Origin of the sequence: Halorussus litoreus, from assembly GCF_003382685.1 — an archaeon.
Lineage (GTDB): Archaea > Halobacteriota > Halobacteria > Halobacteriales > Haladaptataceae > Halorussus > Halorussus litoreus.
In genome coordinates this window covers 105,006-119,541 of the sequence record NZ_KZ859503.1, presented here as the reverse complement: position 1 = coordinate 119,541, position 14,536 = coordinate 105,006, and the positions used below count along the sequence as shown (strand labels likewise).

The 14,536-nt window shown below is 66.2% G+C and carries 16 protein-coding genes and 1 pseudogene; 10 read left to right on the top strand and 7 right to left on the bottom strand.

Translation table 11 applies throughout. The features are described 5' to 3' along the window. Positions 1-14 precede the first annotated feature (14 nt). Entirely contained in the window at positions 15-185 is a 171-nt protein-coding gene (locus DPQ64_RS19040) for a hypothetical protein (RefSeq protein ID WP_198661959.1), read from the bottom strand. A gap of 212 nt (positions 186-397) precedes the next feature. Here DPQ64_RS19040 and DPQ64_RS00580 point away from each other — a divergent pair, with 212 nt between their 5' ends. The 3 genes from DPQ64_RS00580 to DPQ64_RS00570 all read left to right on the top strand — a co-directional run bounded on the left by DPQ64_RS00580 (position 398) and on the right by DPQ64_RS00570 (position 2,178). Continuing rightward, complete coding sequence (locus tag DPQ64_RS00580; RefSeq protein WP_115862405.1) at positions 398-922, top strand: PUA domain-containing protein; 525 nt, start codon at positions 398-400, stop codon at positions 920-922. Between the two features lie 96 nt (positions 923-1,018). Next, on the top strand, positions 1,019-1,444 hold the full coding sequence (locus DPQ64_RS00575; RefSeq protein WP_115862404.1) for a nascent polypeptide-associated complex protein: 426 nt from the start codon (positions 1,019-1,021) through the stop codon (positions 1,442-1,444). Next, the gene (locus tag DPQ64_RS00570) at positions 1,441-2,178 is read left to right on the top strand and encodes a tRNA (adenine-N1)-methyltransferase (protein ID WP_115862403.1); all 738 of its coding nucleotides are present in this window, start codon (positions 1,441-1,443) and stop codon (positions 2,176-2,178) included. The genes DPQ64_RS00575 and DPQ64_RS00570 overlap by 4 nt, the downstream gene beginning before the upstream one ends. 373 nt (positions 2,179-2,551) lie before the next feature. Here DPQ64_RS00570 and DPQ64_RS00565 read toward each other — a convergent pair whose 3' ends face one another. The 4 genes and pseudogenes from DPQ64_RS00565 to DPQ64_RS00550 form a co-directional block, all read right to left on the bottom strand. Next, the gene (locus DPQ64_RS00565; RefSeq protein WP_115862402.1) at positions 2,552-2,869 is read right to left on the bottom strand and encodes a transcription factor S; all 318 of its coding nucleotides are present in this window, start codon (positions 2,867-2,869) and stop codon (positions 2,552-2,554) included. A 71-nt stretch (positions 2,870-2,940) separates the two neighbouring features. Continuing rightward, complete coding sequence (locus tag DPQ64_RS00560; RefSeq protein ID WP_115862401.1) at positions 2,941-3,198, bottom strand: DUF5789 family protein; 258 nt, start codon at positions 3,196-3,198, stop codon at positions 2,941-2,943. Between the two features lie 342 nt (positions 3,199-3,540). Then, complete coding sequence (gene proS, locus DPQ64_RS00555; protein WP_115862400.1) at positions 3,541-4,998, bottom strand: proline--tRNA ligase; 1,458 nt, start codon at positions 4,996-4,998, stop codon at positions 3,541-3,543. 95 nt (positions 4,999-5,093) lie between these two features. Next, positions 5,094-5,581 (bottom strand): annotated as a pseudogene (locus DPQ64_RS00550) (8-oxo-dGTP diphosphatase). A 68-nt stretch (positions 5,582-5,649) separates the two neighbouring features. Here DPQ64_RS00550 and DPQ64_RS00545 point away from each other — a divergent pair. Continuing rightward, entirely contained in the window at positions 5,650-6,072 is a 423-nt protein-coding gene (locus DPQ64_RS00545; RefSeq protein WP_115862399.1) for a dual specificity protein phosphatase family protein, read from the top strand. A gap of 9 nt (positions 6,073-6,081) precedes the next feature. Here the strand turns inward: DPQ64_RS00545 and DPQ64_RS00540 are convergent, their stop codons facing one another. Then, positions 6,082-6,576, bottom strand: a complete 495-nt coding sequence (locus tag DPQ64_RS00540) for a hypothetical protein (RefSeq protein WP_115862398.1) — start codon at positions 6,574-6,576, stop codon at positions 6,082-6,084. Positions 6,577-6,959: 383 nt separating this feature from the next. Here DPQ64_RS00540 and DPQ64_RS00535 point away from each other — a divergent pair, with 383 nt between their 5' ends. Both DPQ64_RS00535 and DPQ64_RS00530 read left to right on the top strand, forming a co-directional pair. Then, entirely contained in the window at positions 6,960-8,882 is a 1,923-nt protein-coding gene (locus DPQ64_RS00535; RefSeq protein ID WP_115862397.1) for a beta-CASP ribonuclease aCPSF1, read from the top strand. Positions 8,883-8,993: 111 nt separating this feature from the next. After that, positions 8,994-10,031: a sodium:calcium antiporter gene (locus DPQ64_RS00530; RefSeq protein ID WP_115862396.1), complete on the top strand. Its 1,038-nt coding sequence runs from the start codon at positions 8,994-8,996 to the stop codon at positions 10,029-10,031. A gap of 52 nt (positions 10,032-10,083) precedes the next feature. Here the strand turns inward: DPQ64_RS00530 and sppA are convergent, their stop codons facing one another. After that, positions 10,084-11,103, bottom strand: coding sequence for a signal peptide peptidase SppA (sppA, locus tag DPQ64_RS00525; RefSeq protein WP_115862395.1), 1,020 nt, complete (start codon positions 11,101-11,103; stop codon positions 10,084-10,086). A 212-nt stretch (positions 11,104-11,315) separates the two neighbouring features. Between sppA and DPQ64_RS00520 the strand changes: the two genes are divergently transcribed. The 4 genes from DPQ64_RS00520 (at position 11,316) to DPQ64_RS00505 (ending at position 14,533) form a co-directional block, all read left to right on the top strand. Continuing rightward, on the top strand, positions 11,316-11,675 hold the full coding sequence (locus DPQ64_RS00520; RefSeq protein ID WP_115862394.1) for a DUF7541 family protein: 360 nt from the start codon (positions 11,316-11,318) through the stop codon (positions 11,673-11,675). Positions 11,676-11,815: 140 nt separating this feature from the next. Continuing rightward, on the top strand, positions 11,816-12,040 hold the full coding sequence (locus tag DPQ64_RS00515; RefSeq protein WP_115862393.1) for a DUF6684 family protein: 225 nt from the start codon (positions 11,816-11,818) through the stop codon (positions 12,038-12,040). Positions 12,041-12,270: 230 nt separating this feature from the next. Next, positions 12,271-14,025, top strand: a complete 1,755-nt coding sequence (gene ctaD / locus DPQ64_RS00510; RefSeq protein ID WP_115862445.1) for a cytochrome c oxidase subunit I — start codon at positions 12,271-12,273, stop codon at positions 14,023-14,025. 235 nt (positions 14,026-14,260) lie between these two features. Next, entirely contained in the window at positions 14,261-14,533 is a 273-nt protein-coding gene (locus DPQ64_RS00505; protein ID WP_232820440.1) for a DUF7520 family protein, read from the top strand. Positions 14,534-14,536: the final 3 nt, after the last annotated feature.

The window sequence follows — 14,536 nt, the reverse complement described above, 5'->3', positions numbered from 1 at the left end:
CGGGCGAGTGCCTATCAGACCGGGCGACCGTCTTCGCCGGCCGTGCCGCTCAGGAGCGCGCCGGCCGCGAGGCCGAGCACGGCGAGCGACGAGATGATGTACGTGGTCAACGTCTGCTGGGTCGCCACGGCGAAGCTGACGGCGCCGAACACGAGCAGCAACGCGACACCGATTTGTTGTTTCATTGCGGTCGTTCATACTCACTCCACGCTAATAAATCAATCCGAAACCGCGGGACTGCGGCGTGAAGAATCGTGAAATTGTTCCGCCATGTCTCGGGATACGATACCAAGTAACAATGTCTGTGGAGCCCTCATACGGACTGCTCGTATCCGCTTTTGCCGCCTCGCGAACCGAGAGCGAAGCCTTTTCGCCGGGCGGCGCGAACTGCCGGAAAATGACTGGCACGGACACTGACGGTGGCGCGTCCGACCACAGAAGCGACGACCACGAGTCGGCAGCCGGCATCCCGCGGCTCCGGGTCGTCGCCGACTACCAGTTCGGTGCGGGCGTCGGCGCGGCGCTGTTCTCCGAGGGTGAGTCGCTGGAGGTCATCCGCTCCTCGTCGGGTCGGCCCCAGCAGGTCGTCGCCGACGCGGGGCGGCTCGTGACCTACGGGACCGACGGCCGGTTCACGCTCGGCCTCGAAGGCGGTCGCCGGGTCGCGAGCGCGCTCGACGCGCCCGCGGGCCGCGTGGTCGTCGGCGACGAGAGCGCGCCGTTCGTCCGGGACGACAAGAACGTGTTCGCCAAGTTCGTCTCGGCGGTCGGTCCCGAGATCCGGCCCGGCGACGAGGTGGCGGTGGTTCACGAAGATGGCGAGCTTCTCGGGGTGGGCCGCGCAGAGCTTTCAGCAGCGGGGATGGCCGACTTCGACACCGGAATGGCCGTGATGATCCGCGAAGGCGCTGGCGAAGCGTAGGTCGGTCGGAAGATCAGCATCGCGGCGAACGGGGTGGACGGCTTCACGGCGAACGCTTGCGTCACGCTTATCCCGTCCCGTTCCGACGGTTCGAGTATGTTCGGAGGAGGCGGCGGGGGTCTCGATCCCCGCAAGATGAAGCAGATGATGAAGCAGATGGGCATCGACGTCGACGAACTCGACGCCGAGGAAGTGATCATCCGCAAGAGCGACGGCGAGGAACTGTACTTCGACGACCCCGACATCACCGTGATGGACGCCCGCGGGCAGGAGACGTATCAGGTCGTCGGCGAAGCCCAGAGCCGCGAGGCCGGCAGTACGGGCGGCACTGACGGTGCCAGCGCGGTCGAGTCCGGCGACGCGGGGTCGAGCGGCGACGCGGGGTCGAGCGGCGACGCGGGGATCCCCGACGAGGACGTCGAGATCGTGGCCCAGCGAACCGGCGCGAGCGAGGACGAGGCCCGCGAGGCGCTCGAAGACACCGGCGGCGACCTCGCGACCGCGATCCAGCACCTAGAGTGACGGTCCTGCTGGTCCACGACGACCGGGAGTACCTGCGCGACCCTGGCGAGGAACTGCAGACGGACCTCGGCGTGCTCGACGTGCCCGAAGACGTCGAACCCGGTACGACGCTGGAGACGCATCTCGGCGAACCGTTCGAGGTCCGACCGCTGCGCGGCCCCGACCTGTTCAACCACTTCGAGCGCACCGGCGCGCCGATGATGCCCCGCGACGTAGGGCTGGTCGCGGGCCACACCGGCGTCGGCCGCGGCGACCGAGTGCTCGACGCCGGCACCGGAACGGGCGTGCTCGCGGCGTACCTCGGTCGGATGGGCGCAGACGTGACGACGTTCGAGCGCGACCCCGACTTCGCCGAGGTCGCCCGCGGGAACATGGAACTGGCGGACGTGACCGACCGCGTGGACGTGCGCGCCGGCGACGTGACCGAGGCGCTCGACGAGGGCGACCTCGACGACGAGAGTCCGTTCGACGTGCTCACGCTCGACACCGGGGACGCGCCGGCCGTGGTCGCCCGCGCGCCGGACCTGCTCGTCGGCGGCGGGTTCCTCGCGGTGTACTCGCCGTTCGTCGAGCAGACCCGCGAGATCGTGGCCGCGGCACGCGAGGCCGGACTCGCGGACGTGGAGACCTTCGAGACCATCCAGCGCCGGATGGACTTCGACGACCGGGGCTCGCGCCCCTCGACCGCGGGCGTGGGTCACACCGGCTATCTGACGTTCGCCCGGCGGTCGTAAGCAGATCTTCCCGATTCTCGACTCTTACTCCTAGCGAGCGACTGAGCGAAGCGACGGAGCGGGCGCTACCCCGACATCCCACCAGCTAGTCGCTCGTGTCACCTACAACGGTCGCACCAGCGTACGGCGCGAAGCGCCGTTTCACCGCGAGTGAGGAGCGATAGCGCGGCGCGAAGCGCCGCGGCCACGCGAGCGGTGAAACCGCGAGCGTAGCGACGAGCGAGCGGACCAAGGAACCCTCGAAGCCTCGCCGAGCGAAGCGAGACGAGGGCGAGGAGGTGACGCCGTGTTTTTGGTCGAGCGTTTGCCAGGGAGTCGTGCGAGCGTGTCGCGAAGCGACCGCTCGCACAGCGACCGCAGCAAAAGGTCGTAGTTAATTGTCGTCTTCGCGCCACTTGTGCTCGCACTCGGTGCAGATGAAGAATCGGGTCTCGCTCTCGTCGGCCGCCCGGATCTGCTGCATGTACCAGCGCGCGCGGTCGTTGCCGCACTCCGGGCAGTGAGCCTCGGTGGTCGGGAGCGCGCTCTCCTCGCCGCCCTGACTCGTCTCGATGACCTCGCTGTCCTCCTGGCCCTCGGTGACGGTGTAGTTCTGGCCCTCGTCCTTGGGCTCTTCGTGGCCGCAGCTCCCGCAGACCCACAGGCCGTCCTCGGCTTTCATCATCGAACCGCACTCGTCGCAAAACTCCATTGTACCGCGAGGTAGCCGACCCGCCAAGTTAAGCCCCCCGTTTTATGTTTGACTGCCGAAACGGCCGCGATTTATCCCTCGCCCTCCGACTGGAACGGCTCGCCCACCGCGTCCCGCGGCAGGACGTTCTCCAGTTCCGAGACCACGTCGTCGACCGAGCCGAACTGTTCGGCCGACGTGTCGGCTATCAGGTCCCCCAAGTTCAGTTCCCCGTTTGCGTAGAGAACGGTCACGTCGTCGAACTCCCGCGAAGCAATCTCCTTGTCGACCGGGTAGGAGAGTTCGCCGAGCACCGTCTCGATCCGGCTGAGTTTGACCTCTCGTCCCATGGCGGGGGTACGACGGGTCCGCCCTTGAGTGTTGTCGGCGCGTTCGCGACGGAAGGTGGTGAAACTGGCCCGCACCGCAGAACGTTGGGATTGAAGAACGGGTAGTGTTCAGATACGCAGTCAGACTTGGAACCGCGTCTTCGAAAGCCCTCGGCGCGCTCGCGGTCGCTCAGCGACATATCCTCACTCGCTGCCGCTCGCTCGGATAGGGGTCGCTGAGACGACTGCAGTGAACGCGAGCGCGCCTCGCCCTTTCAGTCCGCCAGGAATGGTGATTGATTAACCGGCCGAAGCTGAGAAGACGGTCACGCTTATCTGAACAGTGCGAAGAACGCCGAGGCGTCAGTACGACTTCGCGAAGTACGCCGTCTCGACAGCCTCGTCGCCGCAGACGCCACACTCGTCGCCGATGGGCTCCTCGTCGCGGTCCATCGGCACCATCACGATCTCTGCGGCGATCTCCTCCTTGATGACCTGCTCGCAGGCCTCGTCGCCGCACCACGGCGTCTTGACGTAGCCGCCGTAGCGGCCGATGGTGCCCAGTATCTCGCTGGTCTCGTAGGCCTCGCGGACGTTCTCTTCGAGGTTCTCTTCGGCGTCGTCGTACAGCGTCTCGTACACCGCGTCGAAGTGGTCCTCGACGGTCTCGGCGATCCCCTCGCGGTCCTCGACCGAGTCCTCGCCGTCGGGGCGGTGGACCACCGTGACCTCCTCGTCCTCGACCTCGTTCGGGCCGATCTCGAACCGGACGGGGACGCCCTTCAGCTCCCACTCGTTGAACTTGAAGCCGGGGTTGCGCTCGTCGCGGTCGTCGAGTTCCACGCGGACGCCCGCCGCTTCGAGGTCGTCGGCCACGCCCTCCGCGTAGTCGAGGACTTCCTCGCGATTCTCCTCCTGCCAGATGGGGACGATGACGACCTGCTCGGGCGCGATGGTCGGGGGCAGGACCAGCCCCTGATCGTCGGAGTGGGTCATGATGAGCGCGCCGAGCGCGCGCCACGAGAGGCCCCACGAGGTGGTGTGGGCCACCTGCTCCTCTTCGTCGGCGTCGGTGAACGTGAGGTCGTACGCCTCCGCGAAGCCCTGCCCGAGGTAGTGGGAGGTGCCACCCTGCACGGACTTGCCGTCGGGCATCAGCGCCTCGACCGTCGTGGTGGTGTGCGCGCCGGGGAACTTGTCGTGGGGCGGCTTGCGGCCGCGCAGCACGGGGATGGCGAGCACGTCGTCGTACAGCTTCTCGTACTGGTCGAGCCGGAGCATCGTCTCGTCCCACGCCTCGTCTTCGGTCTCGTGAGCGGTGTGGCCCTCCTGCCAGAGGAACTCTTTCGTGCGGAAGAACGGCTTGGTCTCTGTGGCCTCCCACCGGATGACGCTGCACCACTGGTTGAGCCGCAGCGGCAGGTCCCGATGGCTCCGGATCCACTGGCTCATGAACGGCGTGATAATCGACTCGCTAGTGGGCCGGAAGGCGAGTCGCTCTTCCAGTTCGTCGTGGCCGCCGTGGGTGACCCACGCCACCTCGGGGTCGAACCCCTCGACGATGTCGCTCTCGCGCTCCAGATAGCTCTCCGGGATGAGCGCGGGGAAGTACGTGTTCTGCGAGCCGGTCTGCTTGAACCACGAATCGAGGTTGTCTTGGATGCCCTCCCAGAGGGCGTACCCGCGGGGCCGGGTGACGATGAATCCGCCCATGGGCGCGTAGTCGGCGAGTTTGGCCTTCGTCACGACTTCGGCGTACCAGTCGCCGGGGCTGTGCTCTTTGGACTCGGTGATACCGAGTTCCTGTGCGTCGTCGCTCATTGGGTAGGAGTTTCTTCGATGTGGTCTTAAATGCGATGAAGCTGTGGTAGTGGTTCGGAGCTGACCCACGCCAAAGTCTCTCAAGGGCGGCTCAGTCAGCGATCCGTGCCACCTTCTATCCCCTCCACGTCGGTCTCGACCGCCCACTCGCGCAACTCATCGCCGTCCGCGTCGAACACGAACTCCCCAGCAAACGTCTCGCCGTCGAACAGATGGGGCATCCAGTAGCGGTCGTCCTCCCACATCTCGTCGTAGGGCACCGCGTCGTAGTCGAACCACTCGGGGTCTGCCTCCGGGCTCTCCTCGGGCGTGCCCGAAAATTCCTCCGCGCGGAACACGTGGACGAACATCTCCGGCTCGTCGCCGAACACGAACTCGAACTCGCCGACCTTCTCGGGGTCGCGCGGGGTCACGCCGATCTCCTCCTCGACCTCGCGTACGACGCACTCGCGGGCGTCTCGCCGTCCTCGACCTTGCCGCCGGGGCCGACGAACTTCCCCTCGCCGAGGCCGCGCTTCTTCCGGATGAGGAGCACCTCCTCGTCGCCGGGCCGCAGGAGGTAACACAGCGTCGCGGGTTGCATGTGGGGGCGTGGGTCCGAACGGGACAAAAAACCGGGGTTTATTCGACGCGACGGAGAAACGGCCGCGCATGGACCGAATCGCGCCAGGGCTGTTCGTCGGGAGCGCCGAGTCGGCGGCCGACGCGTCCCGGCAGCAGACGGTCGGTATCTCCACCGTCTGTGCGCTCACGCACGATCCGCCAACCGGCGGATACCCGGACGCCGTCTCGGTCGTCCACGTCCCGATGATGGACGGGCCGCGCAACGACCCCGAAGCCTTCAGGCAGGCAGTCGATGCAGTCGTCGCCGCGCGCGACGCCGACGAGACGGTGTTGGTCCACTGCTCGCGGGGCGGTTCTCGCAGTCCGGCGGTCGCGGCCGCCGCGCTCGCTGTTCGCCGGGGCTGTCCGGTCGAGGCCGCGCTCGCCGAGGTTCGGGCGTCGCGGCCCGAAGCCGACCCGCACCCCGTGTTGGTGGACCGCGCCGAGGCGGCGGTCCACGCGCTCGGGTAACTCGTCGGGCTACTTCCGGGACGCCACGGCGAACGGGCTCTCGCTCTCGGTCCAGCCCCATCCCGGCAGTCGGGTCTGGAACCCCGCGGCGAGCGCGGCATCGAGGTCGTCCGCGCCCGCAGTTTCCTCAGCAGGGTCGCCGTGCGTCGTCACGTCCGCGAAGTGGAACGTCGCCTCGCCGAGCAGCCGCAGTGGCTGGTTCCCAGCGATGGCACCGGCGAGTTCGCGGCCGACGAGTTCGTCCACCACGAACCCGGGGTAGTCGTCCTGGACATCGAGTTCGCGGAGGATGCCTACCATCGCGGCGACGTTGACCGCGAGGTCGCCGTCCGCGAAGACGGCGTCGACCGCCTCGCGGTACTGGTCGGCCGTCACCGGGTCGACTTCGGCGTCGAACAGGTCGCCCAACTCGGACCTGACCTCGTTCAGCAGTGGGACCACCGCGTCGGCACGGTTCCGGACCCACTCGTACTCCGCGGCGACTCGCTCCGGTGTCACGCGCATGCGTGGGTCGACGAGTTCCGGGGGCTTGTGTGTGGCCGTTTTCTGGGGGGCTCGTGCGGGCCAGTTTTGAGAAGGCTTTTATAACATCGGCGACTAATGCCGACTAAGCGGGTTTTCCTGCGTCCCCGAGCGAGCGTCCGGTCCTCCCCGGTTGTCCCGGGGGCGCGGACGACTCGCCGACGCGCGAGTAATCGACAATCCCGCGGAAAATCTATGCTGTGCTGTACTCTGTACCGTAGTCACGGCGACACGGCCGATTCGAGCGCATACGGCGGGGTAGCCCGCCGTTCCGCTCGGTCCGAGCGTCCGGACGGCGGACGGAGACCCGACACAGGCAGATTCGACTCAGGCACACGCGAGACAGCCGAAACCACTTTTTCACTATGAGTAACGTAGACCAGCAACTCGAGGACCTGCGAGCAGAGATCACGAGCGAGCTACCGAGCGACATCTCGGTGTCGGACGTGAAGTACGAAGGCCCGGAACTGGTCGTGTACACGCGCGACCCCAAGAAGTTCGCCCGGAACGGCGACCTCATCCGGCAGTTGGCGAGCCAGCTCCGCAAGCGCATCACCGTTCGGCCCGACCCCGACGTGCTGTCGCGACCGAACGACGCGCGCGAGGACATCATGCGGGTCATCCCCGACGAGGCGGGCGTGACCGACCTCGACTTCCACGTCGACACCGGCGAGGTCGTCATCGAAGCCGAGAAGCCCGGGATGGTCATCGGCAAGCACGGCTCCACACTCCGGGAGATCACTCAGGAGGTCGGCTGGACCCCCGAGGTGGTCCGGACGCCGCCCATCGAGTCGTCGACCGTCTCGAACGTCCGGAACTTCCTCAAGCAGGAGCGCGACGAGCGCCGCGACATCCTCGAGAAGGTGGGCCGACAGATCCACCGCGAGGAGATGTCCAACGACGAGTACGTCCGCGTGACCACGCTGGGCTGCTGTCGAGAGGTCGGCCGAGCCTCGTTCATCCTCTCGACGCCCGAGACGCGCGTTCTCATCGACTGCGGCGACAAGCCCGGTGCCGAGGACGAGGTGCCGTACCTGCAGGTCGAGGAAGCGCTCGGTGCCGGCGCGAACACCATCGACGCGGTGGTGCTGACCCACGCCCACCTCGACCACTCGGCGCTGCTCCCGCTGCTGTTCAAGTACGGCTACGACGGCCCCATCTACACCACCGAGCCGTCCCGCGACCTGATGGGCCTGCTTCAACTCGACTACCTCGACGTGGCCGCCAAGGAGGGCCGCGCGCCGCCGTACGAGTCCGAGATGGTCCGGGAGACCATCAAACACACCATCCCGCTGGAGTACGGCGACGTGACCGACATCGCGCCCGACGTGAAGCTCACCCTCCACAACGCAGGCCACATCCTCGGGTCCGCCGTCGCGCACTTCCACATCGGTGACGGCCTCTACAACGTCGCGTTCTCGGGCGACATCCACTACGACGACACCCGCCTGTTCAACGGCGCGGTCAACGACTTCCCGCGGGTCGAGACGCTCATCCTCGAGTCCACCTACGGCGGTCGCAACGACTACCAGACCGACCAGGAGGATTCCGAGAGCAGGCTCAAAGACGTCATCAACGACACGTACGACCAGGGCGGGAAGGTCCTCATTCCCGCGTTCGCGGTGGGTCGCTCCCAGGAGATGATGCTCGTCATCGAGGAGGCGATGCGCAACGGCGACATCCCCGAGATGCCGGTCCACCTCGACGGCATGATCTGGGAGGCGACCGCCATCCACACGACGTATCCGGAGTACCTCCGGGACGATCTGCGGGACCGCATCTTCCACGAGGACGAGAACCCGTTCCTCGCCGACCAGTTCAACCACATCGACGGCGGCGAGGAGGAGCGCCAGGAGGTCGCCGACGGCGGTCCGTGCATCGTCCTCTCGACCTCCGGTATGGTAACGGGCGGCCCGATTATGTCGTGGCTCGAACACGTCGGTGGCGACCCCGACTCCACGCTGACGTTCGTCGGCTATCAGGCCCAGGGAACGCTCGGCCGCCGCATCCAGAACGGCTGGGACGAGATCCCGATGAACGACCGCGGCCGCGGCCGGAACAACACCCTGAAGCTGGAGGTCGACGTCGAGACGGTCGACGGCTTCTCCGGCCACGCCGACCGACAGGGCCTGATGAACTTCGTGAAGACGATGAGTCCCCGGCCAGAGAAGGTGCTGTGCGTCCACGGCGACGAGTCGAGCGTGCAGGACCTCTCGTCGGCGCTGTACCACGAGTACAACATGCGGACGTTCGCGCCGAAGAATCTGGAGACGTTCCGGTTTAAATAGCGGCCAGTTGCGGCGTGGAGCTAGCCTCTTCAGTCGACCTACCAGTACACACCGGGACGCGACGAGCCGAGACGTGAACCTATTTACTCGTTGATTGAGTCGTTCCGCCCGATGGTGCTTGGAGGGGTCCTCCCGAACACGCCAGTCGTGTACGCGGCCGTCGTCGCCGTCGCGACGGTGCTCATCTGGTTCGGTAGCGGGTGGCTCGAGAGTTCCGCTGACCACCTCTCGGCGCACTACGGACTTCCGGGAGTGATTCAGGGGTCGATAGTCGTCGCGTTCGGATCGAGTTTCCCCGAACTGGCGAGCGTGGTATTCACCGCGCTCGCGGGTTCGTTCGACATGGGCGTCGGAGCCGTGGTGGGTTCGGCGATATTCAACATCCTCGTCATCCCCGGTCTGTCCGGTGTTACGACCGGCGATTCCGTCGAGTCGAGTCGCACCATCGTCTACAAGGAGGCGCAGTTCTACATGATCGCCGTCTCGGCACTTTTGATCACGTTCGCGCTGGCGGTCATCTACTACCCGACGACGGGCGGCGCGGCGCTCGGCGGGCGGCTAACGCGACCGCTGGCGTTCATCCCGCTGGTGCTGTACGGGCTGTACCTGTTCATCCAGTGGCAGGACGTGCGCGACTACGAGAGCGACGATGAAGCCGGCGATATCCCAGTTCTCCGACAGTGGGGAAAACTGGCGGTCGGACTCCTCGTCATCCTGGTGGCGGTGGAACAGCTCGTGAGCGCGGTCGAGGGGCTGAACCACGCCTTCGGGATTCCGGAGTTCCTCGCGGGCGTCACCATCATCGCCGCGGCGACGAGTCTGCCGGACACGCTCGTCAGCGTCCGCGCGGCACGGACGGGCAAGGGCTCGACGAGCCTCGGGAACGTCCTCGGGTCGAACACGTTCGACCTGCTGGTCGCAATCCCGCTCGGGGTGCTCATCGTGGGTAGCGCGCCGGTCGACTTCGCCGTCGCCGTCCCGATGATGGGAGTGCTGACGCTCGCGACCATCCTGCTATTCGTCGTCCTGCGGACGGGCCTGTCGCTGACTGGTGTCGAGTCGTACGCGTTACTGACGGCGTATCTCCTGTTCATCGCCTGGATCGTCAGCGAGACGGCCGGCGTCACCAACCTGATTCAGGGGGCGTGACCACCGGTCGGCTCCTGGTCACCCGTCGTCGTTTCGGGTATCAGTTCGTGGGTCACCGCAGTTCGAACTCGAACCCGTCCACGCTTCCCGCGTCCTCGCCCGCGACCGCGCTCGCGACGCCCGCGCCGAACGCATACGCGACCGCCTGCGAGCCGCCCCGCAGTCGCGCCATCACGTTGCGCTCTGGTTCGAACTCCCGGACCTCCACTTCGTCCTGCCCGAGGTCCGTGGCGAGTCGCTCTTTCACTTCCTTCTTCGTGGCGAGGTGGTCCACGAGCCCGATGGATTGGGCGTCCCCGCCGAGGTACACTCTGGCCTCGGTGTCCCGGACCTGCTCGTCGCTGAGGTCCCGGCCGTCCGTGACGCGGTCGACGAACTCCTCGTAGTAGCCGTCGATGAGCCCCTGGAGGTACTCGCGCTCCTCGTCGGACATCTCCTTGAGCGGCGTGCCCGCGTCCTTGTACTCGCCCGCCGCGAGGCGCTCGTAGTCGAGGCCGAGCTTGTCGGCCAGCCCCGCGGCGTTGACCCGCGAGCCGATGACGCCGATGCTCCCGACGATGCTCCCCTCGCGGGCGTAGATGGCGTCGCAGCCGCTGGCGATCCAGTAGCCGCCGCTGGCACAGACGTCCGTCGCGTAGGCCACGGTCGGCCCGTCGAAGCGCTCGGCCGCCAGCCGGATGTCGTCGCTCGGAACCACCTCGCCGCCGGGCGTGTTGAGCCGCAGGAGGAGCGCTCGCGCGCTGGGGTCCTCGTCGGCCGCCTCGATCTGCTCGACCACCTCGTCGGCTGGCGTCCCGCCCGGACTGGTCGGCAGACGGCCACTGCCGCCGTCGCGGCTGATCGGCCCCTCGACGCCGACCTCCGCCACGTCGTAGGCCGCGAACTGCGACGACGCGACTCGCCCGGCCGCTCGCGCGCCGACCACGCCGGTGACGACCGCCAGCACGACCCCGACCAGTCGCGCGAGGTTGCCTTCGGGTACCTCGACGAACAGAAGCCAGCCGACCGCGACCGCCGCGGCGATCCCGACCAGCACGACTGTGATCTGCACGACCCGGGAGCTATCGGCCAATCGCGGTCACCTCGATGAACTGCATACCTCCGACTGTGAGCGCCCGCGCTGTTAAGCCTTCGCTCGGGGTAACACCAGTCGAGCGTTCGGGGTCAGTTCTAAGTTGCTTTCAGTCCTCGATGGACCGCTGAAACCCACAAAAGGCCGGTTACTCGACGCCCCGTTGGGTCGCAGTCGGTGGCCTTTAGTCGTCGCCACTCCGATTCACGACCATGGACGAGCAACCGGGCTTGAGCGACGAGTACCGCAAGGCGAGCCCGTGGCCGGTGTTCGTGGCCTTCGGCCTCGCCATCTTCGAGGTCGGCATCGTGTGGCCGCTGTTCCCCGTGGCAGTCGGAGGGCTACTGCTGTTCGTGGGTAGCATCGTGGGCATCCTGCGCGAATCCGGCTACGTCGCCAATCCGTGGAACGGGTTGGTCACCGCGTCGGTGCTCTGTCTCGTAGTCGGAGCGGTCATCACGCTCACGACCACCGGATCGGTCCACCTGCGGGGCCTCGCCGTACTGGTCGGCGGCGTGGTAGTCCTCGCGGCGGGCGTCTTCGGCTCCCTGTTCGAGTCCACGCACGCGTAGGCGGAACGGTATCACAATCGCAAAGCTGTCCTCGCCATCACAATCGCAAAGCTATCATCGTCACTGCGGAATCTCGATATGCTATCTTCGTCACCGCAGAATCGCCAACCTATTTGTCGGCGGGGTCTCTACGCTCAGTTATGGCAACCCCGGTTTTCGACAAGGAAACGTGGCTCGACATCACGGTCAACATCATTCCGATGGGCATCGTCGCGTTCTTCGTCGCGATGTTCGTCGTGCTCGCGCCGTGGGGCTTCGAGGGAATCGAGTCCGTCATCTCGTTCGCGCTGCTCATCGTCCCGACCATCCTGCTGGCGTACCTGACGTACGTCGCGGCGGGACTCATCGAGGACGCCGGGGAGTAACGCCCCGTTAGTCGCGTCCCGCGACGTGAGATTCCCTTTCATCGGTCCTTTCTGCGCGGTCACCATCCAAGAACTCTACCTCTTGGCGAAGCGGTATTTCGGCCTTCTGAAGGCGGTTTGTTCACACGGTAGTCACGAGACGACGGCGGGACGTATCCTAACCTTTCTTTACCCTGTAGCCCTGACCAACGCGCATGGTAGAAGCCGGGCAGATCGCGCTCACCGTCGTGATGGGGGTGCTGTTGGTCGCGGTCGCCACGTTCCTCTCGCGTTACGAGGACTGGCGGTCGTACAGCCCCCTCGCCAGCGGCGGGAGTGGATACGTCGGAGAAGGAAGCGGGCAGGCACACCACTCGGAGAAGCCCGCCGGAATCGTGCGGTGGTTGACCACCGTCGACCACAAGGACATCGGAATCCTATACGGCGCGTTTGGGCTGTTCGCGTTCGCGTGGGGCGGCATCGCCGTCCTGCTGATGCGTGCGGAGCTCGCCACGGCGACCTCACAGATCATCGGCGCGAATTTCTACAACGCGCTGATGACAACCCACGGGATCACGATGCTGTTCCTGTTCGGCACGCCCATCCTCGCGGCGTTCGGGAACTACTTCGTCCCGCTGTTGATCGGCGCGGACGACATGGCGTTCCCGCGGATCAACGCCATCGCGTTCTGGCTGCTCCCGCCCGCCGCCGTCCTCATCTGGGCCGGGTTCCCGCTGGCGACGCTGACCGGCGGCGACATCTCGGCCGCCGAGACGTCCTGGACGATGTACACGCCGCTGTCGGTCGAGCAGATGAACCCCGGCGTGGACCTAATGCTGCTGGGACTGCACCTCTCGGGCGTCTCGGCGACGATGGGTGCGATCAACTTCATCGCGACCATCTTCAGCGAGCGCGGCGAGAGCGTCGACTGGGCGAACCTCGACATCTTCTCGTGGACGATGCTGACCCAGTCGGGGATCATCCTGTTCTCGTTCCCGCTGCTCGGCAGCGCGCTCGTAATGTTGCTGCTCGACCGCAATCTGGGCACGACGTTCTTCGCTGTCGACGGCGGCGGGGCGCTGCTTTGGCAGCACCTGTTCTGGTTCTTCGGCCACCCCGAAGTGTACATCCTCGTGCTGCCGCCGATGGGGCTGGTGAGCCTCATCCTGCCCAGATTCTCCGGCCGCAAACTGTTCGGCTTCAAGTTCGTCGTCTATTCGACACTCGCCATCGGCGTCCTTTCGTTCGGCGTCTGGGCCCACCACATGTTCAGCACGGGCATCGACCCCCGCATCCGCGCGTCGTTCATGGCCGTCTCGCTGGCCATCGCGGTGCCGTCGGCGGTCAAGACGTTCAACTGGATCACCACCATGTGGAACGGGCGCATACGACTGGTCGCGCCGATGCTGTTCTGCATCGGATTCGTCCAGAACTTCATCATCGGCGGCGTGACCGGCGTGTTCCTCGCGTCGGTCCCCGTCGACCTCGTGCTCCACGACACCTACTACGTCGTGGGTCACTTCCACTTCATCGTCATGGGAGCCATCGCCATGGCCGGGTTCGCGGGCATCTACTACTGGTTCCCGCTGTACACCGGCCGCATGTACCAGAAGACGCTCGCGAAGTGGCACTTCTGGCTGTCGATGATCGGCAGCAACGCGACGTTCATCGCGATGCTCATCCTGGGCTACGGCGGGATGCCCCGGCGCTACGCCACCTACCTGCCCGAGTTCGCCAACATGCATCTGATCGCCACGGCCGGCGCGTTCATCATGGGCTTCGGCCAACTCATCTTCGTCTGGAACATCGTCACCTCGTGGCTCGAAGGCCCCAAAGTGCAGAGCGGCGACCCGTGGGACCTCGAGGACGTCGGAATGAAGACCAAGGAGTGGGCGTGGTTCGAGCGCAAGCGCGACACCGCGATCACCGTCACCGACGGCGGTGAGGAGGTCGCGACCGACGGCGGTGAGGCCGACTCCGCCGACGCGGACCGCGACGAGACGTAAACTGCGACTGCGGCGAGACGAACCGTAAACCGAGATTGCGACGAGGCGAAGCGAAACGCGGACGGGTCGTTTTCTCACCCCGTCTTGCTCACGTCAGTACGAGGACGATTCCCATCACGAACATCAGGATCGCGATGCCGCCGAGCAGCACCGCGAACAGCTCTTTGTCGGACACACTCGACGTTGGGCCGTGCGAATGAAAAGGCTAATCCTTCCGCCGTCCCGACGTTCGGACGTGTCCCGGACGTTCGGCGGACAGTCGTTCGTGGTCGTGCTGTACGCCGTCATCGTCGCCCTTACGGGCCTCGTGGGCGCGGTGCTGGGCGCGTTCGGCCCGGATGACCTCACCCCCGTCGCCCTGCTCGGCGTGCTCGAACTCCAACCGACAGCGCTCGGACTCGCGGTGTACGGCGTCGTGACCGTAGGCCTCGCCCTCGGCCTCCCGCTCGCGCTGGTGGTGTACGTCTCGCGATGGGACGACGCCACCGCCGGGAAAGCCGAAGAGTAGCTG